The organism is Nocardiopsis tropica, from assembly GCF_042660575.1.
GTDB lineage: Bacteria > Actinomycetota > Actinomycetes > Streptosporangiales > Streptosporangiaceae > Nocardiopsis > Nocardiopsis tropica.
In genome coordinates, this window is the sequence record NZ_JBHSUF010000012.1 from 169,246 (window position 1) to 193,205 (window position 23,960).

Below are 23,960 nucleotides of genomic sequence, written 5' to 3' on the forward strand. Positions count from 1 at the left end.
GGGGGCCGTGACGCGCGGTCCCGCCCGGCCGCGGGCCTCCCGCTTCGCCTCAGACCGCTCTGCGCTGTCTGACCGCGCGCATGGCGACCGCGCCCGCCACCGCGCCCGCCACCGCCGCGGGGACCGCCACCTTCAGCGCGGCCCGGTGCCGCCGGAAGTCGTGGACCGGCCAACCGTGCGTGCGCGCGTACCGGCGCAGGTCCCCGTCGGGGTTGACCGCGTGGGGCCGTCCCACGAGGGACAGCAGCGGCAGGTCGTTGGAGGAGTCGCTGTAGGCCGAGCACGCGGCCAGGTCCCAGCCCTCCTTGCGGGCGAGCGCGCGCACCGCCACGGCCTTGGCGGGCCCGTGCAGGAGGTCACCGTTGAGCCGTCCCGTGTACACGCCGTCGACGCTCTCCGCCTCGGTGCCGAGGGCGCCGGTCAGGCCGAGCCGCCGCCCGATGATCTGCGCGAGCTCCACCGGGGTGGCGGTGACCAGCCACACCGGTTCGCCGGCGTCGAGGTGGCGCTGCACCAGCGCGCGCGTGCCCTCCCAGATCCGGTCGGCCATGGTGTCGTCGTAGATCTCCTCGCAGAGGGTGACCAGGTCGGCCAGGTCGTGGCCGGCGACGAACGCCAGGGCGGCCTCGCGCGCGGCGTTGATGTGCTCGGGCTGTTCGCTCCCGGTGACCCTGAAGACCGTCTGCCCCCACGCGAAACGCATCAGGTCGCGCGTGGTGAACAGGTCGCGGGCCGCCAGGCCCCGGGCGAAGTGGTAGATCGAGGCGCCCCGCATCAGGGTGTTGTCCACGTCGAAGAAGGCGGCCCCCGGACCGACCGGAGTCGGGGACACGGCGTCGTATGACACGGTTCTCTCCTGGCTTGGGTGGGGGAGGCGGCCCTCCGGTGTCGGGGTGGCGAGCCCCGCGTAGTGCGAGCCTACGACCACCCGCGGGTCGTGCGGGGCCGCTGGGATGCGGTGACAAACCAGGTGATGAAGCTCACAGTGTAAATCCCTGTTGTGGGCCCCACTCTGCGGGATCTTCCCCGAAACTGCCCCCGCCATTCTGGTCAAAGTGCACATCCACCCGTTGGCGTGCAGCATCATTGTCGGGATGGTGACGGTAGGACTGGCATTCATAAGCGCGTTGGTGGGCTGGAGCGCCACCGCCGCGCTCGCCGCGTACGCCCAACGCCGTCCCGGTGTGGCCGCGATCGGGTGGCTCGTCGCGGCACTGGGGATGACGGTGGGCCTCAGCGCGGCCGTGATCGGGGCGATGTTCGACTTCGGCGAACTCACCTTCCGGCTGCTCCAGATCGGTATCAGCCTCCTCGGGCCGCTCTACATGGCCTGGGGCGCCTTCGAGTACGGCGTCCGATCTCCCCGCGGCGTGTTCACCTCGCGGCTGCTGCTGAGCGCGTTCACCATCGTTCCCCTGGTGGTGCTGTCCGTCGACCGGGTGAGCACCCGGTTCGGCGACACCTTCCCCGCCCTGGGCGACCACTACGACCTCATCCCGCGCTCGCTCGTCAACGTCACACAGGTCGTCGCCGCCGTCCTGCTGGTCACCGCGGTCGCCGCGGTGGCCAGGCGCGCCTCCGCCCACCGCAACGCCGACCTGGCGGTGCTCGGCCTGGTCTCCCTCGCCACGGTGCTCGCGGTGCTGGTCGGCCGGTTCGGGCTCGGCCTCGTCGGGCCCCTGCTGATGCTCGGCGCGGTCGCGGCCCTGTGGTGCGCCGCCGCGATGGTCGCGCGCCCTCGCCGCGACCCCTACGACGATGACGACTACTACGACGACTACGACGACGTGGCCGAGGACACCGAAGACGAACTCCCGGAGGAGCCCGTGCGCCGCAAGCGTCGCAACGCCGACCCCTACGACGACTACTACGACGGTCCGCCGACCCGGCAGGCCCCGCCCGCCAAGCTGCGCGGCGTCATCACGATCTACACGCTCGCCGACGGCCAGGGCCCGGGCTTCGACCGCCTCGCCGACGCCGTCGTCGCCCAGGTCGCCGAGCGTGAGCCGGACACCCTGCTGTTCGCCTGCCACACGGTTCCCAGCGCGCCCTCGCAGCGCATCGTCTACGCGATCTACCGGGACGAGCTGGCGCAGGAGGAGCACGAGCAGCAGCCGCACGTCGTGGAGTTCGCCCGGATCGGCGCGAACCACGTCGTCGCCACCAACGTGATCGAACTCTCCCTGGCGGGCGCCTCGGCCAGCGACGGCCTCGCCGGCCTGCTGATGCCCCGCTGACCTGTGCCTTCAAGGCCCGCATGGCAAGGGCGGACGGCGGTGCGGCCCCTGGCCCCCACCAGGGGAGGTCTCGAACCGGTGTCTTCTCCCCGGAACGCCGAACCGGTCGAGGGGCCCCGGCGTCCAACCCCGGGTGAAGTACCCTTCCCTACAGGTTTCTCCTGACCGGTGCCCGTCGGGCACCGATGGCGTGTGACCGAGACCGGCCGGACAGCCCAGCCGAGAGGCGCGCCGGAGCGAAAGAAAGTGTGCTGGGATTCCCGATGCGTAAATTTCTTGTCGTCCTCCTGATCCTCCTGGTCGCCCTCGTGGTGGCGGCCGACGTCGGGGGACGCAGCTTCGCGCAGAGCGCCGTGGCGCGCCAGCTCGCACAGCAGCTCCAGATGGCGGAGGAGCCGACCGTCGAGATCGAGGGCTGGGCGTTCCTGCCGCAGGTGTTCGGGGGCGAGTACTCCGAGATCCGCATCACCGCCGACACCGCCACCCTCAACGGCGTCACCCTCGAGCAGATCGACGCGACCGCCGCCGGCGTGCGGGCGCCCCTGGCGGACATGCTCGACCAGCCCAGTGTGGTCGCGGGGCAGCTGGACGGCTCGGCCGTCGTCCCCTACTCCTACTTCAACGCCTACCTGCCCGAGGGCATCACCATCACGACGGAGAACGGGCAGCCCCGGATCACCGGTGAGCTCGCCCTCCCGGAGCTCGGCCTGAGCACCTCGGTCAACGCGGGCGGGGAGTTCGGCGTGGACGGCGACACGCTGTCCTTCACCCCCGACGACATCCAGGTCGACGGTGTCCCGGGCGACGTCAGCGGCCTGGTCTCCGGTTCCCTCACCTTCAGCGCGCAGGCGCCCGCCCTCCCCTTCGGCCTGGCCGTCACCGACATGGAGCCCACCTCCACCGGGCTGCGGATCACCGGCACCGGGTCCGACGTCCCCCTGATGGGGGCCGACGCGGCCTGACGGCCCGCACCCGGCGGCGGGGTTCCGGGCGCCGCCGGGAACGCACGGCGCGGGGCGCGCCGACGGCACACCAGGAGGAGGACGGAGCGGTGACGACACGGGGCGAGGGCACGCCGGGGGACCGGCCCGCCGCGGTGCGGCCCGGTGCGGCCGACGCGCTGACCTCCGACGAGATCGGCGCCGAACTGGGCGAGCGGGCCACGCTCGTCCAGTTCTCCAGCGCCTTCTGCCAGCCCTGCCGCGCCACCCGGCGGGTCCTCGGCGAGGTCGCCGGGATGGTCGACGGCGTCGCCCACGTGGAGATCGACGCCGAGGCCCGGCTCGACCTCGTCCGCAGGCTCGACGTCGCGGGCACCCCCACGGTCCTCGTCCTCGACGCCGGGGGCCGGATCGTGCGCCGGGCCGGCGGCCAGCCGCGCAAGGCGGACGTCATCGCCGCGCTCGGCCGGGCCGTCCGCTGATCGGTGGGTCCCCGTACGCCCCGGCGCGAACGTTCCCCCTGTGATCTACCCCACGCGTGACAAACGCGTCACGGGGACTGTAGCGTCTAGAACGTGACTTCCTTGACGAGCGCGTATCTGACGAAGCGACGGGCAGTGGACTTCTGCCGCGTCGCCGCCGCGCTCTGTCTGTGTCCCTAGGGCGGACGGGCTTCCCGGCCCCCGCTCCCTCCGTGCGACTGGCCTTCCACCGTGTACGCAGCAGGGGACGACACACCATGCAGGCCGACCCTCGCGGGCAGTGCTCAACCGCTGTCCCGACCGCACCCGTGACGGCCGCCGCCGCGTACCCCGGGGTCCACGGCCTCCGGGCACCGGTCCTCGCGTTCGCGGTGGTCGCCGGGGTGGCCCACCCGCCGCCCGGCCTGCCGTTCCCCGCCTCCGTACGCCCCCGTTCCGGCCCACCGGCCGAACCGGGGGCCGGCCGGTCGCCACGGTCCGCACAGGGAGCAGGACACGCCTCCGCCGTTCCCGGACCCGCCGGTCACCCGGCGGGCACGGAGCGGCCCGGTATCGCCGCGTCCGCCCCCGCACCCCCCGCAGCCCTCCCCGTAGGCCGTCCGGCCTCCGCCACGGCTGCGGGAAGCACCTTCTCGCCCTCCGCCGCACGGCGTCGGGCAGGACGGCTCGACCCCACGCGTCCCGGGACGGCAGCACCCCGGGAGCACCGACCGCACACGCGACACCGCACAAGAAACACAGGAGGTTCCCTATGAGCCGCTCCGACGTCCTCGTGGACGCCGACTGGGTGGAGGCTCACCTGGACGATGACAACGTGGTCCTCGTCGAGGTCGACGAGGACACGTCCGCCTACGACAAGGGACACATCCGCGGCGCCGTCAAGATCGACTGGAAGACGGACCTCCAGGACCCTGTCCGCCGCGACTTCGTGGACCGGACCGGGTTCGAGAAGCTGCTGTCCGCCAAGGGCATCGGCAACGACGACCAGGTGATCCTGTACGGCGGCAACAACAACTGGTTCGCGGCCTACGCCTACTGGTACTTCAAGCTGTACGGCCACGACGCCGTCCGCCTGCTCGACGGCGGGCGCAAGAAGTGGGAGCTGGACTCCCGCGAGCTGGTGGAGGAGGTGCCCGAGCGCGCCGCCACCGAGTACACCGCCAAGGAGCAGGACACCTCGATCCGCGCCTTCCGCGACGAGGTCGTCGAGGCCATCGGCACCAAGGACCTGGTCGACGTCCGCTCGCCCGACGAGTTCACCGGGAAGCTGCTCGCCCCCGCGCACCTGCCGCAGGAGACCTCGCAGCGCCCCGGCCACATCCCGACCGCGCGCAACATCCCGTGGGCCAAGACCGCCAACGAGGACGGCACGTTCAAGAGCGCCGAGGAGCTGCGGGAGCTGTACACCGGGGCCGGCGTCGACCTGGACAAGGACATCATCGCCTACTGCCGCATCGGCGAGCGCTCCTCGCACACCTGGTTCGCCCTGCACGAGATCGTGGGCCTGGAGAACGTCAAGAACTACGACGGCTCCTGGACCGAGTACGGGTCCCTGGTGGGCGTGCCCGTCGAGCTCGGAGAGGCGGAGGCCAAGTGAGCGACAGCTGCGGAGCGCCGGTCGGCGGGGTCGCCCTCGCCGACGTCGACGCGGGGAACCAGGCGGTCATCCAGGGCACGGTGACGCGTGACGGCGAGCCGCTGCGCGGCGCCTACGCCCGCCTGCTCAACGCCTCCGACGACTTCGTCGGCGAGGTGGCCACCGGGGACGAGGGGACCTTCCGCTTCTTCGCCGCCGACGGCGACTGGAAGGTCCGCGTCCTGGCGTCCAAGGGCTTCACCGGCGAGTACCCGGTGCGGGCCGAGGTGGGCAAGGTCATCGACCTCCGGGTCCAGGCCTGACCCACGGCCGACACGACAGTTCGGGCGCGGAGCGCCGGTACCGACGGGAGACCGTCCGGGACCGGCGCTCCGCGCTGTCGGGGGCCGGGCGCCGGGGACGGCCGTCCCGCCCGGCCCGGGGGCTCCGGAGCCGCCCCGCCGCCGGGGCGGTCGCGCGTTCGTCCACAGGGCGCGTCCTGGTCTGGCAGGCCGTTCAGGGTCCTGCTTCACTGGAGGGAGCGCGGGGCCCGGTCGGCCGCCCGGCCGGTACCGGCGTCCGACAGCGTGTCGACCGCGGTGGGACCGTGACAAGCACGCCGGGCAGCTGGCAGCATCGGGCCCACGCTCCGGCCACCGCCGGGGTCCCGCGTGAACGACCCCGGCCGCTCCCTCCCCAGCGGCCGGTCAGGAGGTGTGAGGACGGTGCCCGACCCCCGAACCGGCGGCACGGCCAGAGGAGAGGCCGGGCGGACCTACGTCGGCTGGCGCCACGCGGTGCTCCTCCCGCCTCCGGGACCGGCACCCCGCAGGCCCGTGCCCGCCGACTCCGAGAGCGTCAGCGAGGAGTGGATCGCCGCCCAGCGCGACAGCGAGGCCCGGACCAACCGCCCCCTCTACTACGCCCTGGGCGGGCTCGGCCTGTTCGCCCTGCTGTGCCCGCTGCTGTGGAGCCTGCGCATCCTCCCCGGCAGCTTCGCCCTCGGCGGCGTGTTCGCGTGCGCCGCCGTCGCGGCCCCCGTCGTCTTCGCCCTGGTCCAGAGCCGGCAGGTCGTCGCGGAGCGGCTGGAGAGGGCCCGTGAGCGGCTGGCGGCCGAGCGCGACGAGCGCGAGCGGGTGCTGCACCAGCAGCAGCGCGACCACGCCCGCCGGTACACCGAGTGGCAGGCGGCCTCCCGGGCCTACGAGGCCCAGCCCCGCTGGTACGGGGTGACCGTCCCCGCCGACGCCGGAGCCGTCGTCGTGGTCGGCGGCACGGAGGCGGGGTGGTCGGCGCTGCTCGCCACCGTCGGCGTCTCCCGGCTCCGGGAGGGGGGCGACCTCACCGTCGTCGACCTCACCGGGCGCTCCGTGGCCCGGGAGCTCGTCCGGCTCGCCCGCCGCTGCGCCGTCGACCCGCGCCGCTGGGTGCTGCCCGCCGACCTGCCCCGGATGACGCTGGGCACCAACCTGGACGCGGGCCAGCGGGCGCGCATCCTGTCCGCCGTCGCCGCCGCGTCCGGCGAGGCCGACGACGCCGACGCCGACGAGACCCTGATCCTGCGCCTGCTGGAGGTCCTGGGACCGCGCGTCGGCATCGCCGAGCTCATCGGCGGCCTGCGCGCCCTCATCACCCCTCTGGAGGACGCGGCCGAGGACGACCCGGCGCTCGCCCTGCTCACCCCCGACCAGCGCGTCCGGGTGCGCGAGCGCTGCGCGGACCGTCCCGACGTCCGTGAGCGGGCCTGGGAGCTCGAACGCCGCCTCAGCCCCTTCGAGGCCGTCGGCACCCGGGCGGACGACGGCGAGTACGCGCAGGTCAAGATCATCTCCACCGACCGGGCCTCCGGCCGTGCCGCGGCCCGCGTGTACGGGACCTACGCCGTCTCCGCGCTCAGCGAGCTCCTGGAGGGGGCGGCCCCGCCCCCCGGCGGCGGGGTCCGGGGCCGCCGGCAGGACCGCACGCGGACCGTCGTGGTCTGCGGCGCCGAGACGCTCCCCCCGGAGGAGGTCGAGCAGGTCCTCTCCGCCGGGGCCGACAGCGGGGTGGAGGTCGTCCTGATGTTCCGCACGCCCTCGCCCGCGGCCCTCGCCAGGTTCGCGGACCCCGCCTGCCTGCCGGTGGTGATGCGCCAGCACGGGGAGTCCGCGGAGACCGTCGAGCGGGCGGTGGCCGCGGCCCCGGGCCCGCACGATCCCGCGCGGATGAGGCTGCACCGCCTGACCGAGGCGGTCGGCGAGGCGGCGGGCGGCCCGCCCCCCGGCGCGGAGGAGGGGGCCGAGGACGAGATCGAGGCCGACGACCGGTTCTTCGCCTCCCCCCACACCGAGTCCGGAGCGGTCATCCGCAACGCCGCCGCCGCTATCGCCCCCTTGGACCTGGTTCGTCATGTGAGATCCGCCACGTCATGGGGTCGCGCCACCGCCCAGGCGGCGGGAATCGACGCACCTGGCGCCGACGGGGAGGAAGAGGACGCCTCCGTCCGCGTCAGCCTGCTCGACGCCGGGGCGCTCCGCGGACTGCCCCCCACCGCCGCGGTGGTCCTGACCGCCGACGGCCCTGTCCTCGCGGACACCAACCCGGGTATCCTCACCCTGTCCACAGCCACACTGGCCACCGTGGACGACTCCCAGAACTCCAGCACCACGCCGCCGGCCGTACGCGGCACCGGGGCGGCCGAGGGCCGCCGGGGCGGGAGGGGACGGCACGCCGAGGGCGGTCGCCCCCGCGCCGACGTCTCCGGCGCCGCCTCCGACACACCCGACGGCACCGCGGTCCGAGACGGATCGCCGGCTCCCGCGGGAGCGGGCGAGTCCCGGGGGCAGGTACCGCCCAACCTGGGACCGCCGCCGGAGAGGCTGGACTGGCGGGTCTGATCCCAGGTGGACAATAAGCTTGGCCCGACACATCGCCCGCCGCCTCCCAGGAGCGAACGGCGCGGGTGATCCAGCAATTCTGGAGAGTAGATGAGCGAGCTTCCCTTGCGCGCCCAACTGGCATCGGTTCTGGGAAGGAGCGCAGCCAGCCTGTCCCGCGCCACCGGGCGGGGAGACGGCTCCGTCATCGGTGGCAGGGTGGCGCTCAAGGTCGAACCCGACCTGCTCGCCAAGCTCGCCCGGGGCCGCAGGCTCGCCCTGGTCAGCGCCACGAACGGCAAGACCACCACCACCAGGCTCATCGCGCAGGCCCTGCGCGAGTTCGGCGACGTGGCCACCAACGAGTACGGCGCCAACATGCCCACCGGGCACATCACGGCGCTGTCCGACAACCGCTCGGCCGTCAACGGCGTGCTGGAGGTCGACGAGAAGTACCTCCCGCAGGTGCTGCTCGCCACCCAGCCGGCGTTCGTGGTCCTCATGAACCTGAGCCGCGACCAGATGGACCGCGCCTCGGAGATCAACCTGCTCGCCAAGAAGTGGCGCACCGCCCTGGGCAAGAGCAACGCGCACGTCATCGCCAACGCCGACGACCCCCTCGTCGCCTGGGCGGGCCTGGGCGCTCCCAACGCCACCTGGGTCTCCGCCGGCCAGCGCTGGAAGGAGGACTCCTGGTGCTGCCCCGAGTGCGGCGGCCACCTCCGGCGCGAGGCCGACCCGCACTGGGAGTGCCCCGAGTGCGGTCTGGCGCGGCCCCGGACGAGCTGGGCGGTCGAGAACGAGACCGACACCCTGGTCACGCCCGAGGGCCAGAGGATCAAGCTGCGCATGAACCTGCCCGGGGACGCCAACCGGGCCAACGCGGCGATCGCCGCCGCGACCGCCGCCGGGTACGGCATCCACCCGGAGCGCACCGTGGAGCGCCTGCGCGAGGTCACCTCCGTCGCGGGCCGCTACACGTCCGTGGTGACCATGGGCGTCGAGGTCCGGCTGCTGCTCTCCAAGAACCCCGCCGGGTGGCTGGAGTCGTTCGCCGTGCTGGACCCGCCCCGGACGCCGGTGATCCTCGCGGTCAACGCCCAGATCCCCGACGGCAAGGACACGTCCTGGCTGTGGGACGTCGACTACACGGTCCTGCGCGACCGCCGCGTGTTCGTCATGGGCGAGCGCCGCACCGACCTGGCCCTGCGCCTGGAGACCGACGGGGTCCGGTTCGAGATCGCCGACCGCGTGGACGAGGTGCTGGGCCGCCTCAAGGCCGAGCAGCCCGACATCACCAAGGTCGACCTCATCGCCAACTACACCGCCTTCCAGCAGATCCGCACGGCGTACGGCCGCGTCCAGTAGGGGAGAGTCATGACGAACACCAGTGCGTTGCGGATCGTGTGGATCTATCCCGACCTCCTGAGCACCTACGGCGACCAGGGCAACGTCCTCATCCTCAAGCGCCGGGCCGAGCTGCGGGGCATTCCGACCGAGATCGTGCACGTCCACTCCAGCGACTCGGTGCCCGAGCAGGGGGACATCTACCTGCTCGGCGGCGGCGAGGACCGGCCGCAGATCCTCGCGGCCGAGCGCCTGCGCGCCGACGGCGGGCTGGCCCGCGCCGCCGCCCGCGGCGCGTGCGTCTTCGCGGTGTGCGCCGGCTACCAGATCATCGGCGAGACCTACGGCGACGACGAGGCCAACCCGCTGCCGGGCGTGGGCATCCTCGACATCCGCAGCGGCCGCGGCCAGACGCGCGCGGTCGGCGAGATCGTCGCCGACGTCGAGCCCTCCCTGGGCGTCGGACGGATCACCGGCTTCGAGAACCACCAGGGCCGCACGGCCATCGGCCCCTCGGCCCGCCCGCTGTCGACCACGGTCCGGGGCATCGGCAACGACGACCGCACCGAGGGCGCCTACCAGGGCCAGGTGCTGGGCACGTACCTGCACGGACCCGCCCTGCCCCGCAACCCGCAGCTGGCCGACCTGCTGCTGCGCTGGCGCGTGGGCCAGCTGGCCCCGCTCGCGCCGTCCTGGGGCGAGCGGCTGCACGACGAGCGCATGGCCGCGGCGCTGCGCCAGTAGCGCCGCGCACGGAGCACGGCCGCGGGGCCCGGCGGACACGGAACCACTCCCTGTCCTCCGGGCCCCGCCCGCGTCCGCGCCGGTGTGCCGCCCGTGCGGGCGGGGCCCGGCGCCCGCGCGGCCGCGGGGCCCGTGGAATGAACGGGCCCCCCACAACGCTGCCCTGGGCATGAAGGCAATGGCACTGCACCAGTACGGTTCCGCTGACGACCTGGCCCTCGTGGAGCTTCCCGAGCCCAAGGTGGCGCCGGGGGAGGTCCTGATCCGCGTGAAGGCGGCGGGGGTGAACCCGGTCGACTGGAAGCTCGCGGCCGGAGGGCTCGACCCCGTCATGGAGGCGGGGTTCCCGCTGATCCCGGGGTGGGACGTCGCGGGCGTCGTCGAGGCGGTCGGGTTCGACTCGACCGAGTACGGGATCGGGGACGAGGTCTACGGGTACCTCCGCAAGGACTGGGCGAAGAACGGCACCTACGCCGAGCTGGTCTCGGCGAGCGTGCGCATGCTCGCCCCCAAGCCGGTGTCGCTGGGCTGGGAGGAGTCCGCGGGGGTCCCGCTCGCGGGCCTGACCGCCTACCAGGCGTCGAGGCGCGTCGGCGTGGGAGCCGGTGACACGGTGCTCGTCCACGCCGCCGCCGGCGGCGTCGGGTCGTTCGGCGTCCAGATCGCGGTGGCGCGGGGCGCCCGCGTCATCGGCACCGCCAGCGAGCGCAACCACGACTACCTGCGCTCCCTGGGGGCCGAGCCCGTCGTCTACGGCGACGGCCTGGCCGACCGGGTCCGGGCCCTGGCGCCCGGGGGCGTCGACGCCGTGCTGGACTTCGTCGGCGGCGGGGCGGCCGAGCAGTCCCTTCCGCTGGTCGGGAGCCCGGGCCGGGTCGCCTCCGTCGCGGACGCCGACGTCCTGGAGAGGGGCGGCCACTACGTGTGGGTGCGCCCCGACTCCGCCGACCTCGTCGAGCTGTCCCGTCTCATCGACGACGGCAAGGTATCCGTGTACGTCGAGCGCGCGTTCCCGCTGGCGGAGGCGGCCGACGCCTGGCGCCTGAGCCAGGCCGGCCGGACCCGGGGGAAGATCGTCCTGACGGTCTGACCGGCACGGGAGCCCCGGAGTCCGCCGAGGGCCTGCGCGGACGCGGTCCGCGCAGGCCCTCGCCCCCTGGTACCGCCGACCGGGACGGGGCGGCCGGGCTCCCCGGGCAAAGAGGTCACAACTCCGGAATGTCGGGAAAGTGACTTGCGTCACATGTATATGGGTACCAGTGATAGACGGCCGTCACCGTCCGGGCGGGGTTCCGTCGTGCGGGCGCTTGCCGTCCCGGTGGCGGTCTTCCTGGCGGCGGCAGGATGCGTGGGGACCGTCGTCTCCCTGAACAGCGTCCCGTCACCCGACGTCCGGGTCACCGTCGGTGAGGAGGAACCCGGCCCGTCACCCGGCCGCGAGCCCGAGGAGGGCGACCCCGGGACCGCGGAGCCGCCCGGATCCGGTACGGCCGGCCCCGAGGAGCCGGAGACCGCCGAGCCGGAGACCGGCGGGACCGGGTCCGTCCCGCCCGGATCGTACGACGGCGTCTCCGTCGCGGTCGGGGAGTTCGCGGTCACGGTGGAGACGGCCTACACCGACGCGACCATCACGGACGGCATGGGCATGCACGACACCGCGCCCGAGGGCTGGGAGTACTTCATCCTCCGCCTCGACGTGACCAACGCGGGGTCCGCGCCGGCGGCCTTCGACCCGGTCGGGTCGCTCGGGCTGGCCACCGACGGGAGCGAGTACACGAACGACCCCGGGGCCGAGTACACGGTCGCCCACGACTACTTCTGGGACGACCTCGCCCCGGGGGAGACGGTCACCACCCACATCCTGTTCCTGGTCCCCGCCGGGACCGAGCTCTCCTCGGTCCTGATCAACGGGGAGGTCAGGCTCAGCCCGAACTGACGGTCGACCGGCCGCACCGCACGCGGGCGTCGTCGGCGCGGCCGGACAGCGCCGGGGGAGACGGCTAGCGGGGGCGCCTGCGGAGGGTGATCTGGGCGTTGGCCCCGGTGTCCGGGTCCACCACGACCTCCTGCCCGGCGGCGATGCCCTCCACCACCAGGTCGGCGTCCACGGGCGCGGAGCGCTTGAGCACGCCGAGGGCGATCGGTCCCAGTTCGTGGTGCCGGGCCGAGGTGCCCACCCGGCCGACGGGGCGGCCCTCCAGCTCGATCGGGCTGCCCACCTCGGGCAGGCGCTCCGCGGTGCCGTCCAGGTGCAGCATCACCAGCCGGCGCGGGGGCCGGCCCAGGTTGTGCACCCGGGCGACCGTCTCCTGGCCCGGGTAGCAGCCCTTCTCCAGGTGGACGGCCCTGCCCACCCAGTCCACCTCGTGCGGGATGGTGCGGTCGTCGGTGTCCAGCCCGGGGCGCACCCGGTGCCCGGCGATCCGCTGCGCCTCGTACGCCCACATCCCCGCGGGACGCGCCCCGGCGGCCGTCAGGGCCTCGGCGGCGGCGGAGAGGCGCTCGACCGGAAGGAACAGGTCGGTGCCGTCCTCCGCCGCGCGCACGGGCACGTCGCCGAGCGAGGCGGCCTCGACGGCCTTCGCACGGTCCGGGCCGAGCACGGTCAGGACCGCGCGGGAGTCGCCGAGGTCCTCCACCTCGACGCGCAGCATGAACCTCATGGAGTCCAGGAACGCGGCCAGCGGGGCCCCGCCGCCGGGCTCCGTGTGGATCCAGACGGCCTCGCCGTCGTCCACGAGGGACAGGTGGTGGCGGAGGTGGCCCCGGGTGTCCAGGATCAGGGCCTCGGTGGCGGTTCCCGGGGCCAGGCCCTTGGTCGACTGGCTCGTGAGGTCGTTCAGCCACCCCAGGCGGTCGGGGCCGCCGACCCGGACCACGCCCCGGTTGCTCCGGTCGACCCACGCGCTCGAACGTTCCATGGCGCGCCCCTCGTGGGCCGGGTCGCCGTAGTGCGCGGCGACCCCGGAGTCGGGGGACTCGGCGCCCACGGCGCCCGGTGTGCTCATCAGCGGCGAAGTCATACAGCCGAGACTAGCCGCCCCGTAAAGAGTCCGAAAACACCGCTCTGACCTGCGGTTTCGCGCACAGGAAAAACATTTGCCCCGGGCCCGCCGCGGGACGTATCGTCGGTGTCACGCAAGAAAGGAGGTGGTCTGAGAGTGATTGATCTCAGGACTGGCGAGGTGGCCGTCCGCTAGGGCGACGCTCGCGTTCGCGCGGCGTCGCCCGCAGCGAATCCCAGACGGACACCCGGACCCCGGGCTGCCGGACTCGTCCGACCGGCCCCGCCCCCGCGGCGGGAACCAGCCCGGGGTCTGTCCTTGCCCGGACCCCGCCCCTACTTGCCGGCGCCGGTCCGCTTGAGCTGCGCCGACATGTACGAGCGCAGGCTGTGGCCGCGCGCCGCCAGGTCCCAGGCGTACCCCAGCGTGTCCCGGTCGTCGCCGAACAGGCCGTAGAGCCTGTGCGAGGCCGTCGCGTCGATGCCGGTCTCGGTGTGCACCACCGCGTCGGTGTGCATCTCCACCCGGTTCGCGAACACGTTGCCCAGGTAGACCTCGATGAAGCCCTCGGGGTGCGAGATCAGCGCCTCCAGGTGCACGACCTGCTCGCCGTCCTCGCGCTTGCCGGCATCGGAGTCCGGGCGCGCGCGCCAGTACCCCGACTCCTCGGCGACGAGCTCGCCCGGCTTGCCGTCCGCGCCCATCCGCCAGGCCCTGCTGGTGAAGGCGAGGTACGGAAGACCGGCCGTGTGTGTGAACTCGATCTCCTGTCCGAACTGGAACTCTTCCACGTCGGCGTAACCGGCGACGCCGACGCCCTCCCAGTGACCGATCAGGAAGGACAGTTTCGCCAGATCGGGATGTGCCTCAGCGTCCATGACACCAGAGCGTAGCGGCGGCGGACGAGTGGCGGTGACCACCGCCGTGCGAGCGGCGGCTCCGGCCACTCCCGTGCCGTGGTCCGGACATGCCCAATTGGCCCCGCTTTCCCGGAGAACTGGTAAAGATTGTCAGCAACGCGGTGTGGCCACGGGGTGTTACGCCAACCGCCGACGAAGACCTCCGACGCACTTCCATAAGGGGCGGCCTGTGTTACTGGTGATCGGTTCGGCGCTGCTCGTGGCCGCGGTGGTCCTCCTCCCGCTGACCGTTCTCGCCCTCCGGCGCTGGCTCCGGCAGCGCGGACTCGCCCAGCTCCGGCCGGGCGCCCTCACCGCCCAGGAGGGCCGGAGGGTCACGCTGACCGGAGTGGCCGCGCCGGGGCCGGACGGCCCCATCACCTCCGGTCTCGCGGGCGTGGAGTGCGTGTGGCACGGCCACGAGGTGCTCCGCCACTACTGGCCGCTCAACCGCGACCGGGCCGAGGGCGCGGTCCGCGAACGGGCCTGCGACTCCATCGCCGACTACGGCTCCGACGACCTGTTCGGTCTGGTCGCCGAGGGGCGCGGGGGCGACGCCGACCGCGTCTTCGTCGTCCCGGGCGACACCGGCCCCAAGGGCGCCGAACTCTGCCTGAAGCGCCTGGTCGGCCGCCCCCAGCCCGGCGTGGCCTCGCCCGCCGACGACCTGCTGCCCCGCGTGCGGGGGCGGATCTCGGGTGTCTTCCGGGGGGAGACCATCGAGTTCGAGTACCGGGAGTGGGTGATCCGGCCCGGGGCCCGCGTGCGCGTCACCGGGCAGCTCCGGGTACGGGACGGACGCGTGCTCCTGACCGCGCCCGAGGACGGCTCGATCACCATCGAGCACGGTGTGGACGAGCAGCCGGTGCGTGTGTCGCCCCGCAGGACGGAGGCGATGGTCCTCACCGCCGCCTTCGGCTTCTGCGCTGTGGCGGGGGCGATACTGACCCTCACGGCCCTGTGAGTAGGCTGACGACCATGTCTCGTTCCTTGGTGATCAAGGTCACCGCCGGTGAGGACGACCCGGAGCGGTGCAACCAGGCGTTCACGGTCGCCGCCGCGGCCCTGGCCAGCGGGGTCGGCGTCTCCCTCTGGCTGACCGGTGAGTCCGCGTGGTTCGCCGTCCCCGGCCGGGCGGAGGAGTTCTCCCTCCCGCACGCCGCTCCCCTGAAGGACCTCCTCGACGCGGTGCTCGCCGCGGGCCGGGTCACCGTGTGCACGCAGTGCGCGGCACGGCGGGAGCTCGCCCCGGGCGACCTCCTGGACGGCGTGCGCATCGCCGGGGCCCCCTCCTTCGTGGAGGAGGCGGTCCAGGACGGCGCGCAGGCCCTCGTGTACTGACCGGGTCCGGACGCGGCCGTGCCCGTGCCGCCGACGGCGGCACGGGCACGGGAAGGCGGAGTGGCAGCTACTTCTTGCCCTGGTTGGCGACGGCCTCGATGGCGGCCTTGGCGGCCTCGGGGTCGAGGTAGGTGCCGCCCGGGTTGGTCGGCTCGAAGGAGTCGTCCAGGTCGTAGACCAGCGGGATGCCCGTCGGGATGTTCAGCCCGGCGATGTCGGCGTCGCTGACGCCGTCCAGGTGCTTGACCAGTGCGCGCAGCGAGTTGCCGTGCGCCGCGACCAGTACGGTCTTCCCCGCGGAGAGGTCCGGGACGATGGAGTCGTACCAGTACGGCAGGGCGCGGTCCAGGACGTCCTTGAGGCATTCCGTGCGCGGCAGCAGCTCCGGCGGGAGCTGGGCGTAGCGGGCGTCACCGGCCTGCGAGTAGGGGTCGTCGTCCGCGATGGGCGGCGGAGGGGTGTCGTAGGAGCGGCGCCAGATCATGAACTGCTCGTCGCCGTACTCCTCGCGCGTCTGCGCCTTGTCCTTGCCCTGGAGGGCGCCGTAGTGGCGCTCGTTGAGGCGCCAGCTGCGCTCGACGGGCAGCCAGTGCAGGTCGGCGGTGTCCAGGGCGAGGTTCGCCGTGCGGATGGCGCGCTTGAGGAGGGAGGTGTGCAGGACGTCCGGCCTCACACCGGCGTCCTTGAGCAGCTCCCCGCCCCGGCGGGCCTCGTCCTCGCCCGTCGCGGAAAGGTCGACGTCCACCCAGCCGGTGAACAGGCCCTTCGCGTTCCAGACGCTCTCACCGTGTCGCAGAAGTACCAGAGTTCCCATGGGGGCAAGCCTAGCCACCCGGCGACCGGGCCCGGTCGCCCGCCCGCCATCTGGGGGCCGCGGCGGCGCTGCCTGCGGGTAGGGCCGTGCCCGGCCCGGACGGCGCGGCCGGAGGCGCCCCGTACGGGACCCGGCGGCGCGGGGCCGGGCCGCCCTACAGGTCGTCCGCGGGTTCGGCCAGGTGTGCGAACGCCCGCAGGTTGCGCATGTCGTGGCCCCGTTCGGCGCGCCACTTCCACTCCCTGCGGATCGCCGACGCGAACCCGCGCTCCAGGGCCCCGTTGAAGTTCTCGTCCGAGTAGGTGAGCACGCAACCGAGCAGGCGGTCGACCTCGTCGGGGGTGACGCCCTCCAGCGGGAGACGGCCGCGGAGGTAGACGTCGCCGGCCTCGTCCGCGGCGAACGCCATCCCGTACATGTCGGAGTTCTTGCGCATCAGCCACAGGTAGAAGTCGGCGTGGTTCTCGTCCGGCTGCCGGCAGAAGAACGAGGTGAGGGTGAGGCTGTGCGGACCGGTCTCCAGCCACACGAGGGTCTTGAGCTTGGCCCTGCCCGGGAGCGTGACGAGGAACGACCCCTCGCGCGGGCACTCCGCCTCCAGCCCCGCCTCGGTCACCGCGGCGGTGATCGCCGCGACCGCGGCCTCGCGCGCCCCATCGGTACCCACCTGGTACGCCTCCCTCACTCGGTCACCTGTTCGCGGCCAGCGGCAGCGCGGGCGGGCTGATGCTCGCGCTGTACACGTCCAGCAGCTCGTCCACCGTCCGCGACCAGCCCAGGGTGGCGGCGTGCTCGGGCGCCGCCAACGCCAGCTTGGCACGCCAGGCCGGTTCGCTGATCATCCTGTGCAGCTGGGCCGCGTAGTCCGCCGGGTCGTGCCCGTCCACCAGGACCCCGGACACCCCGTCCGCCACGGCCGTGGTCAGCCCTCCCACGCGCGCCGCGAGGACCGGGGTGCCGCACGCCTGGGACTCCACCGCCACCAGGCCGAAAGACTCGGAGTAGGACGGCACCACGGTCACCGCGGCCGCACGGTAGTGGTCGGCCAGCCGCTCCCGGGACTGCGGCGGCTCGATCCGCACCACGTCCGCCACGCCCAGGGACCGGGCCAGGTCGGTGAGCATCCGGGGCTCGCGCATCCCGCCGCCGGACAGGCCGCCGACCACGCCCACCACCAGCCGCGACCGCAGGGAGGGGTCGCGCCGCAGGAGGTCCGCCGCCGCGCGGATCAGCACGTCCGGGGCCTTCAGCCGCTGCACGCGGCCCACGAAGAGCAGCAGCTCGGTGTCCTGCGGGAGGCCGATGCGGGTCAGCGCGTCCCGGCGCGAACCGGGGCTGAACACCTCCAGGTCCACCCCGGGCGGGATCACGCTGATCTGGCCGTCGCGCGCGCCGTAGTGCTCGCGGAGCTGGCGGGCCTCGTCCTCGGTGTTGGCGATCAGCCGGTCGGCCTGGTGGACCAGCTGGTCCTCGCCGCGCACGCGCATCTCGGGTTCGGGCACGTCGCCCTCCGCCAGGGCGGCGTTCTTCACCCGGGCCATGGTGTGCATCGACTGGACCATCGGCACGCCCCAGCGGCGGGCGGCCACCACGCCGGCGCGGCCGGAGAGCCAGTAGTGGCCGTGCACGAGGTCGTAGTGGCCGGGGTCGCCCTGGGCCTCGGCGCGCAGCAGGCCGAAGATGAACGGGCACAGGTGCTCGGCGAGGGTGTTCTTGTCCAGGCGGCCGTAGGGCCCGGCGGGTATGTGCCGCACGTTCACGCCCGGGGCGAGCTCCACGACCGGGGGCATGTCGCGTTCGGTCGCGCGGGTGAAGACGTCGACGGCCACGCCGCGTTCGGCCATCCGGCGGGCCACCTCGACCACGTAGACGTTCATCCCTCCGGCGTCACCGGTGCCCGGCTGGTCGAGCGGCGAGGTGTGCAGACTGACGGTCGCGACTCGGGAAGGGACCGCCGCCTGTTCTCCCACGGGAACGATTCCAGACACCGGTGGGTCCCTTCAGATCGCGTATACAGCCGCTGTCGTCAACAGCGACGAAGGTACACACTGTTCCCGCCCGGATTGTCCGAGGGGCCTGCTATTGACCGTTCGGCATCCGAGGTGTAGCGGACCGGCCCGCGGCCGGGAGGTCCGCCGTGGTGGGAAAGCCGCGCTCGCACGCGCCGGAGCCGTTCCCCCGGCCGGGACGGACTGTGGCCACCGTCATACCGCTTGCGGCGAGGAGGCGGGAGGGGCGGTCGGTCCGGCCGCGGACACGGCCCTCCCCGGGAGGGGGCGGTCGTCGAGGCCGGCCACCGGAGCGAACCCGGCGCCGCCCGCCCCCGGGCCCGGTGGCCGGTCGGAGGAACGGGCCCCGGCACCGCCTCGGAGGGGGCGGCGCGGGGTCATCCGCACGGACGGGGCAGCCCCGGGAGCCGCCTGCGCACCGGACCCGGGCCCGCGCAGGGCTTCGGGCCGCATGCCGGACCGGCCGCTCAGACCGCGATGGCGTGCCGGAGCCGGAGGTCGTCGGGGTAGGGGCGCAGGTACGTCTGGTCCCTGACCCACGCGACGTCCTCCCCCGCGCAGTGGTGGCGCAGCAGCGCCACCGGGACGCTCAGCGGCGCCTGCTCCCTCCGGTAGTCCTGGATCGCCTCGAGCAGGTCGTGCCTGCGGGAGTCGTCCAGGAGGGGGCTCAGCATCCCGAAGGCGTGCTGGAGGGCGTTGACGTGCCTGCCCCGGCTCGGCACGACCGCCATCGTCCGGTGGAAGGCCTCGGTGTACGCGGCGACGGTCTCCTCCCGTTCGGCGGTGCCGGCGCGGGCGACGATCCGCCCCGTCTCCCGGTACCCCTCGGGGGAGTGGGACATCAGCTGCAACTTGTGCCGTGCGTGCAGCTCCACCAGGTCGCGGGTCCGCCACGGCGACTCCCAGAGCGTCCGCAGCCTCGCGTGCGCGAACACGCGCTGGGCGAACAGCTCGCGCAGGACCGGATCGGACAGGCGCCCCTGCTCCTCCACGGGGAGGGACGGCAGCAGCTCGGTCAGCCTGCGGGCGAAGGCGCCCCGTCCCTTGCCGTCCACGCGGCCGCCGTCCTCGTCGAACACCGGCAGCGCGTACAGCCCGCAGCTGGGCGACTTGTTCTTGAGGACGTACCCGTCCAGGCGGCGCAGCTGGGCGAGGTGCCGGTCGGCGGTCCGCGCGAGCTCCTCCGAGACGTCGGCCCCGCTCTTGCTGGAGACCACCCTGTCCTCCCCGTCCCGCCGTTGGAGGCGCAGCGTCGGGCGCGGGACGCCCAGGCCGATCTCGGCCTCCGGGCAGACGGGGAGCCAGCCGACGTGCCGGTCGAGCTCGTCGGTGAGGAAGCGTGAGCGCGAGTGCCCCCCGTTGTAGCGGACCGGCGCCCCCAACAGGCAGCTGGACACCCCGACCAACGGACGCGGAGGGGTCTCCGCGGTGGTCTGTGCAGGTGGAAGGCGTGTCGTCATACGTCATCCCTACCCGGTCCGGGGAACCGCCACCGGTATTCTCCCGGGGCGTTCCGTGGCTCTAGGGTATCCGAGTGAACACGTTGCGTAGTGTTTCGCTCGATCCAGGCAAGGAGCGCCGCTTGTCCGCCCCGACACTCGTCCTGTTCACCCAGGACCTCCGCGTCCGCGACCACCCCGCGCTCACGGCCGCGATCGAACGCACCCGGACCGTCGTCCCGGTGTTCGTGCTCGACCCCGCCGTCGCGGACCGCTCCGCCCGCAACCGGGTCGCGCACCTGGCCGACGCGCTCGCCTCCCTGCGCGCCGGCCTCCGCGAGCGCGGCGGCGACCTGGCGGTCCTCCGGGGGGACACCGCCGAGGAGGTCTCGGCCCTGGCCCGGGCCGTCGGCGCGGACACCGTCCACACGACCGCCGGGGTCACCGCCCTCGCCGCGCGCCGGGTCGGCCGCCTGCGCGCGGCGGGCCTGGCCGTGGAGTGCTTCCCCGGCCTGACCGTGGTCCCGCCCGGGGAGGTCGCCCCGGCGGGCGGGGACCACTACAAGGTGTTCACCCCCTACTGGCGGGCCTGGGAGGCGCACACGTGGCGCGATCCGCTCCCCGCCCCGGACCGGGTGGCCCTGCCGAAGGGCGTGCGGACCGGCCGCCTGCCCGGGGACGACGGCCGGGGCAGGGGCGCCCTGGCGGGGGAGCTGCCCGAGGGCGGTGAGCGCGCGGCCCGGAAGCGGCTGGCCGACTGGACGCTGCACGGCCTGGCCGACTACCCCGACCGCCACGACGACCTCGCCGGCGACGCCACCTCCCGCCTGTCCGCGGACCTGCGCCTCGGCTGCCTGTCACCGCTGGAGACCGCGCTGGCCGCGGACGGGCGCCCCGGGGGGTCGGAGTTCGTCCGCCAGCTCGCATGGCGCGACTTCCACCACCAGGTCACCGCGGCCTTCCCGGCCGTGAACGTCCGCGACTACCGGCCGCGGGGCAAGGAGTGGCGGCGCGACCCCGACGCCCTCGCGGCGTGGAAGGAGGGCCGCACCGGGGTGCCGATCGTCGACGCGGGCATGCGCCAGCTGCTCCGTGAGGGGTTCGTCCACAACAGGGCCCGCATGATCACGGCCGCCTTCCTCACCCGGACTCTGCGCGTGCACTGGAGGGAGGGTGCCGACCACTTCTTCGAGAACCTCCTCGACGGGGACGTGGCGAACAACTACGGGAACTGGCAGTGGGTGGCCGGAACGGGCAACGACACCCGGCCGAACCGGTCGTTCAACCCGCTCCGCCAGGCGAGGCGCTTCGACCCCGACGGTGTGTACGTCCGCCGCTACCTGCCCGAACTCGCCGACCTGCCGGGGGCCCGGGCCCACACCCCCTGGAGGGAGGAGGCGCCCCCGGAGGGCTATCCGCCGCCGATCGCCGACCCCGGCCACTGACCGGGGGGCGGCTCCGGGCCCCGGACCGGGCCCGGGCGCCGGGACAGCGGCCCGTCCGGGCCCGCGGCCGTCCGCCCGGGGCGGGCGGCGCTCACGGACACGGTCCGGTCCTCCGGCGGGGCGGGCTGCGACGGTCAGGACGCCTCGAAGGCCGCCCGGAAGGCCGCCAGCGCCGCGTCGTCGAACAGCACCATCCGGATCTCCGGCACACGCGGCCGCGCGGTGCGGATCGCGTGCGCCGCCACGCGCGCCGCATCGTCCACCGGCCAGCGGTAGACGCCGGTGGAGATCGCGGGGAACGCGACCGACTCCGCACCCAGCTCGTGGGCGACCCGCAGGGACTCGCCGTAGCAGGAGGCCAGCAGCGCGCTCCGGTCCTCGGTGGAGCTGTACACCGGTCCCACGGTGTGGATCACCCACCGCGCGGGCAGCCTGCCCGCGGTGGTCGCCACCGCCTGCCCGACGGGCAGACCGCCCCCGTAGTGCCCGGCGCGCAGCGCGCGGCACTCCGCCAGGATCTCCTTCCCTCCCCTGCGGTGGATGGCGCCGTCCACCCCTCCGCCGCCCAGGAGGGAGCTGTTGGCGGCGTTGACGACCGCGTCGACGCCCTGCTCGGTGATGTCGCCGCGGACGAGGTCGACGCGGTGGCGCTCTGGGGAACCCATGGTGCTTCCTTCCGGTGCGGAGGGGCAGTATCGCACCGGTCGCACCTCGAACCCCGGACGCCCCGCGCGACCCGCCTCCCGCCGGACAGCCCCGCGCGACCGGCGCCCGGCGCGGACGCGCGCCCCGCGGCGGACCGTCCCACCCGCCCCGCCCCACCCGCCACCGCCCCCGGGCCCCTGACCAGGGTCCCCGTGAACGCGATCCGCCTCACTTCGGGCGGGGCGGCGGCGCCCCGGACCGGTCCCGCACCCCTCCGGCGCCGGGCCCGGGGCCCGGAATCGGAGGGCGCAATCCCTTGTCCCGCAGGAGACGAGGATTTAACGTGGGGGTACGACGGCCTGTAGTACGACCCCAAGTAGACTCGTGGTCATGAATCGGCTCGGCGAACTCGAACGCGCGGTGATGGATGTACTGTGGGCACGGAATGAACCGATGACGGTTCGTGAGGTCGGCAAAGCGCTCGCGGAGCGCGACCTGGCGCACACGACCGTCATGACCGTGCTCGACAGGCTCGCCAAGAAGAAGGTCGTCACCCGGGCACGCGAGGGTCGTGCGTGGCGATACCGTCCGGCAGCCAGCCGTGAGGCCTACGTCTCCGAGTTGATGTTCGACGCGCTCGGACAGACCGGTGACCGCGACGCCGCCCTGGCCGCCTTCGTCCAGTCCATGGACGGCAAGGAGGCTGCCGCGCTCCGGCGCGCACTCTCGGAAATCGAGCAGCCAAGGAACTAGTCCGTATGGTCAGTGCCGCCCTACTCTCCCTCGTCGCGGTCGGCTGCCTCATCGCCATGGAGGCGCTCCACCGGGCCAAGTGGCCCTCGCGTGGTCCCTACACGGCGGTGATCACCTGGCAGACCCTGGGCCTGGCCTGGGGCGTGTCCACCATCGGCGCCCTCCTGGCCTTCGGGCTGTCCTCCTACCAGCTCGGCGCGGCCGGCGGTTCCCTGGCCCTCGCCACCGACCTCGTCACGGGTCGGCTGATCCTCACGGAGCTCTCCCAGGGCGTCGAGGGCGTCAGCCACGTCGTGGCCGTCGTCCTCGCCCTCGTACTGACCCTCGTGCTGTTCTACGGCCTCGTCTCCTCCTTCGTGCAGGTCGTCCGCGTCCGCCGGCGCCACCACGACCTCCTCGAACTCGTCGCGAGCGAGCACCCCGACGTGCCCGGGGCCCGGGTGGTCGACCACCCGGCCGCAGCCGCCTACTGCCTGCCGGGCGTCCTGCGCTCCCAGGTCGTCATCAGCGCCGGAGCGCTCGCGGTCCTCGACAACCGCGAGCTGGCCGCAGTCCTGGCCCACGAGCACGCCCACCTGCGCCAGCGCCACGACCTGGTGCTCCTGCCGTTCTCGTCGCTCAAGCGCGCGTTCCCGCGGGTCCGCCTGGTCCGCACCTACTACGAGACCGTCGCCCTGCTCATCGAGATGTGCGCCGACGACCAGGCCAGCCGCCGCAGCTCCTCCCGCGAGCTCGCCATGGCACTGCTGCGCTTCGGCGCCGCCGGCCCCGCGCCGGTCCCCGCCGGGGCCATGGCCGCGGTCAGCGAGGCCGAACCCGGCGTCATGCAGCGGGTCAACCGGCTCCTGCGCCCCGCCGAAGAACTCCCGTACCACGCGGGCGCGGTCATCATGGGCGGCTCGGCGTTCCTCCTGGCGGCGGTCACCTGCCTCTGGCACATCCCGGTGTGACCTCCGGCCCCGCAGGTCGCGGATCCGCCTCCGCGGGCGCCACCGGTCCACCCGGCCGCGCGGGAGGCGCGACACGTGTGATCCGAACCTCCGCGGGCACGATCGGCGCCCGCGATCCGTTTACGGTGGAGAGCGGGCGGTCCCCCCGCTCGGAACGTCTTCGGGAGTGTGCGTCTTGTTCGGACTGATCTGGCAGGCCATCTACCTGGTCACCTTCGTGGCCAGTCTGTACGCGCTGATCGAGGCGATCCGCACGCCCGCCGCGGCGTTCGAGCTGATGGACAAGCAGACCAAGAAGCTGTGGATCGTCCTCACCGGCCTGGCCTCGGGCCTCTCCCTGCTGGCGGTGTTCTCCGGCCGCGGGATGTTCGTGATCCTCGGCCTGGTGGCCACCCTGGTCTTCCTCCTCGACGTGCGCCCGGCGGTCAAGGGCGTGGGCGGCAACCGCAACAACGGCCCCTACGGTCCCTGGTAGGCC

The 23,960-nt window shown here is 73.7% G+C and carries 25 protein-coding genes; 17 read left to right on the plus strand and 8 right to left on the minus strand.

Annotated features, from left to right (window positions below; translation table 11 throughout):
* Positions 1–49: 49 nt before the first annotated feature.
* Positions 50–847 carry an HAD family hydrolase gene (locus tag ACFQBR_RS20450; protein WP_267947778.1) on the minus strand — a complete coding sequence of 266 codons (798 nt, stop codon included), beginning with the start codon at positions 845–847 and terminating at the stop codon, positions 50–52.
* Positions 848–1,094: 247 nt separating this feature from the next.
* Between ACFQBR_RS20450 and ACFQBR_RS20455 the strand changes: the two genes are divergently transcribed.
* The 11 genes from ACFQBR_RS20455 (at position 1,095) to ACFQBR_RS20505 (ending at position 12,118) form a co-directional block, all read left to right on the plus strand.
* The gene (locus ACFQBR_RS20455) at positions 1,095–2,237 is read left to right on the plus strand and encodes a putative quinol monooxygenase (RefSeq protein WP_344176606.1); all 1,143 of its coding nucleotides are present in this window, start codon (positions 1,095–1,097) and stop codon (positions 2,235–2,237) included.
* A 263-nt stretch (positions 2,238–2,500) separates the two neighbouring features.
* Entirely contained in the window at positions 2,501–3,199 is a 699-nt protein-coding gene (locus tag ACFQBR_RS20460; RefSeq protein WP_267947780.1) for an LmeA family phospholipid-binding protein, read from the plus strand.
* A gap of 134 nt (positions 3,200–3,333) precedes the next feature.
* On the plus strand, positions 3,334–3,660 hold the full coding sequence (locus ACFQBR_RS20465) for a TlpA family protein disulfide reductase (RefSeq protein ID WP_267950222.1): 327 nt from the start codon (positions 3,334–3,336) through the stop codon (positions 3,658–3,660).
* A gap of 93 nt (positions 3,661–3,753) precedes the next feature.
* On the plus strand, positions 3,754–3,840 hold the full coding sequence (locus ACFQBR_RS20470) for a putative leader peptide (RefSeq protein WP_352983320.1): 87 nt from the start codon (positions 3,754–3,756) through the stop codon (positions 3,838–3,840).
* A 571-nt stretch (positions 3,841–4,411) separates the two neighbouring features.
* Positions 4,412–5,257 (plus strand): sulfurtransferase, encoded by an 846-nt coding sequence (locus ACFQBR_RS20475; protein WP_267947781.1) that lies wholly within the window; start codon positions 4,412–4,414, stop codon positions 5,255–5,257.
* Complete coding sequence (locus ACFQBR_RS20480) at positions 5,254–5,559, plus strand: DUF1416 domain-containing protein (RefSeq protein WP_267947782.1); 306 nt, start codon at positions 5,254–5,256, stop codon at positions 5,557–5,559. Before ACFQBR_RS20475 ends, ACFQBR_RS20480 begins: the two co-directional genes overlap by 4 nt.
* 402 nt (positions 5,560–5,961) lie before the next feature.
* The gene (locus tag ACFQBR_RS20485; RefSeq protein ID WP_378554117.1) at positions 5,962–8,112 is read left to right on the plus strand and encodes a hypothetical protein; all 2,151 of its coding nucleotides are present in this window, start codon (positions 5,962–5,964) and stop codon (positions 8,110–8,112) included.
* 90 nt (positions 8,113–8,202) lie between these two features.
* Positions 8,203–9,459 (plus strand): Mur ligase family protein, encoded by a 1,257-nt coding sequence (locus tag ACFQBR_RS20490; protein WP_267947783.1) that lies wholly within the window; start codon positions 8,203–8,205, stop codon positions 9,457–9,459.
* 9 nt (positions 9,460–9,468) lie between these two features.
* Positions 9,469–10,182 (plus strand): type 1 glutamine amidotransferase, encoded by a 714-nt coding sequence (locus tag ACFQBR_RS20495; protein WP_330158663.1) that lies wholly within the window; start codon positions 9,469–9,471, stop codon positions 10,180–10,182.
* Positions 10,183–10,351: 169 nt separating this feature from the next.
* Entirely contained in the window at positions 10,352–11,272 is a 921-nt protein-coding gene (locus ACFQBR_RS20500) for an NADP-dependent oxidoreductase (RefSeq protein WP_378554120.1), read from the plus strand.
* A gap of 207 nt (positions 11,273–11,479) precedes the next feature.
* Positions 11,480–12,118, plus strand: coding sequence for a DUF4352 domain-containing protein (locus tag ACFQBR_RS20505; protein ID WP_344176600.1), 639 nt, complete (start codon positions 11,480–11,482; stop codon positions 12,116–12,118).
* 64 nt (positions 12,119–12,182) lie between these two features.
* Here the strand turns inward: ACFQBR_RS20505 and ygfZ are convergent, their stop codons facing one another.
* Positions 12,183–13,205 (minus strand): CAF17-like 4Fe-4S cluster assembly/insertion protein YgfZ, encoded by a 1,023-nt coding sequence (gene ygfZ, locus ACFQBR_RS20510; protein WP_267947787.1) that lies wholly within the window; start codon positions 13,203–13,205, stop codon positions 12,183–12,185.
* Positions 13,206–13,522: 317 nt separating this feature from the next.
* A complete protein-coding gene (locus ACFQBR_RS20515; protein WP_267947788.1) occupies positions 13,523–14,065 on the minus strand; it encodes a nitrobindin family protein in 543 nt (180 codons plus the stop codon).
* A 211-nt stretch (positions 14,066–14,276) separates the two neighbouring features.
* Here ACFQBR_RS20515 and ACFQBR_RS20520 point away from each other — a divergent pair, with 211 nt between their 5' ends.
* Both ACFQBR_RS20520 and ACFQBR_RS20525 read left to right on the plus strand, forming a co-directional pair.
* Positions 14,277–15,050, plus strand: a complete 774-nt coding sequence (locus tag ACFQBR_RS20520; RefSeq protein ID WP_344176598.1) for a GIDE domain-containing protein — start codon at positions 14,277–14,279, stop codon at positions 15,048–15,050.
* A gap of 14 nt (positions 15,051–15,064) precedes the next feature.
* Entirely contained in the window at positions 15,065–15,427 is a 363-nt protein-coding gene (locus tag ACFQBR_RS20525; RefSeq protein WP_267947790.1) for a DsrE family protein, read from the plus strand.
* A gap of 67 nt (positions 15,428–15,494) precedes the next feature.
* Here the strand turns inward: ACFQBR_RS20525 and ACFQBR_RS20530 are convergent, their stop codons facing one another.
* The 4 genes from ACFQBR_RS20530 to ACFQBR_RS20545 form a co-directional block, all read right to left on the minus strand.
* Positions 15,495–16,241 (minus strand): phosphoglyceromutase, encoded by a 747-nt coding sequence (locus ACFQBR_RS20530; RefSeq protein ID WP_267947791.1) that lies wholly within the window; start codon positions 16,239–16,241, stop codon positions 15,495–15,497.
* Between the two features lie 154 nt (positions 16,242–16,395).
* On the minus strand, positions 16,396–16,908 hold the full coding sequence (locus ACFQBR_RS20535) for a YbjN domain-containing protein (RefSeq protein ID WP_352983108.1): 513 nt from the start codon (positions 16,906–16,908) through the stop codon (positions 16,396–16,398).
* Positions 16,909–16,930: 22 nt separating this feature from the next.
* Complete coding sequence (gene mshA, locus ACFQBR_RS20540) at positions 16,931–18,229, minus strand: D-inositol-3-phosphate glycosyltransferase (RefSeq protein WP_267947793.1); 1,299 nt, start codon at positions 18,227–18,229, stop codon at positions 16,931–16,933.
* Between the two features lie 488 nt (positions 18,230–18,717).
* Positions 18,718–19,710, minus strand: coding sequence for a YbgA family protein (locus ACFQBR_RS20545; protein WP_344176593.1), 993 nt, complete (start codon positions 19,708–19,710; stop codon positions 18,718–18,720).
* Between the two features lie 122 nt (positions 19,711–19,832).
* Between ACFQBR_RS20545 and ACFQBR_RS20550 the strand changes: the two genes are divergently transcribed.
* Positions 19,833–21,134, plus strand: a complete 1,302-nt coding sequence (locus ACFQBR_RS20550) for a cryptochrome/photolyase family protein (protein ID WP_344176591.1) — start codon at positions 19,833–19,835, stop codon at positions 21,132–21,134.
* Positions 21,135–21,268: 134 nt separating this feature from the next.
* Here the strand turns inward: ACFQBR_RS20550 and ACFQBR_RS20555 are convergent, their stop codons facing one another.
* Entirely contained in the window at positions 21,269–21,799 is a 531-nt protein-coding gene (locus tag ACFQBR_RS20555; RefSeq protein ID WP_344176589.1) for an O-acetyl-ADP-ribose deacetylase, read from the minus strand.
* A gap of 370 nt (positions 21,800–22,169) precedes the next feature.
* On the opposite strand from ACFQBR_RS20555, the gene ACFQBR_RS20560 reads away from it, so the two are divergent.
* The 3 genes from ACFQBR_RS20560 (at position 22,170) to ACFQBR_RS20570 (ending at position 23,957) form a co-directional block, all read left to right on the plus strand.
* Complete coding sequence (locus tag ACFQBR_RS20560) at positions 22,170–22,532, plus strand: BlaI/MecI/CopY family transcriptional regulator (protein ID WP_267947797.1); 363 nt, start codon at positions 22,170–22,172, stop codon at positions 22,530–22,532.
* Between the two features lie 5 nt (positions 22,533–22,537).
* A complete protein-coding gene (locus tag ACFQBR_RS20565) occupies positions 22,538–23,482 on the plus strand; it encodes a M56 family metallopeptidase (protein WP_344176587.1) in 945 nt (314 codons plus the stop codon).
* Between the two features lie 175 nt (positions 23,483–23,657).
* Positions 23,658–23,957 carry a DUF2516 family protein gene (locus ACFQBR_RS20570; protein WP_267947799.1) on the plus strand — a complete coding sequence of 100 codons (300 nt, stop codon included), beginning with the start codon at positions 23,658–23,660 and terminating at the stop codon, positions 23,955–23,957.
* Positions 23,958–23,960 lie beyond the last annotated feature (3 nt).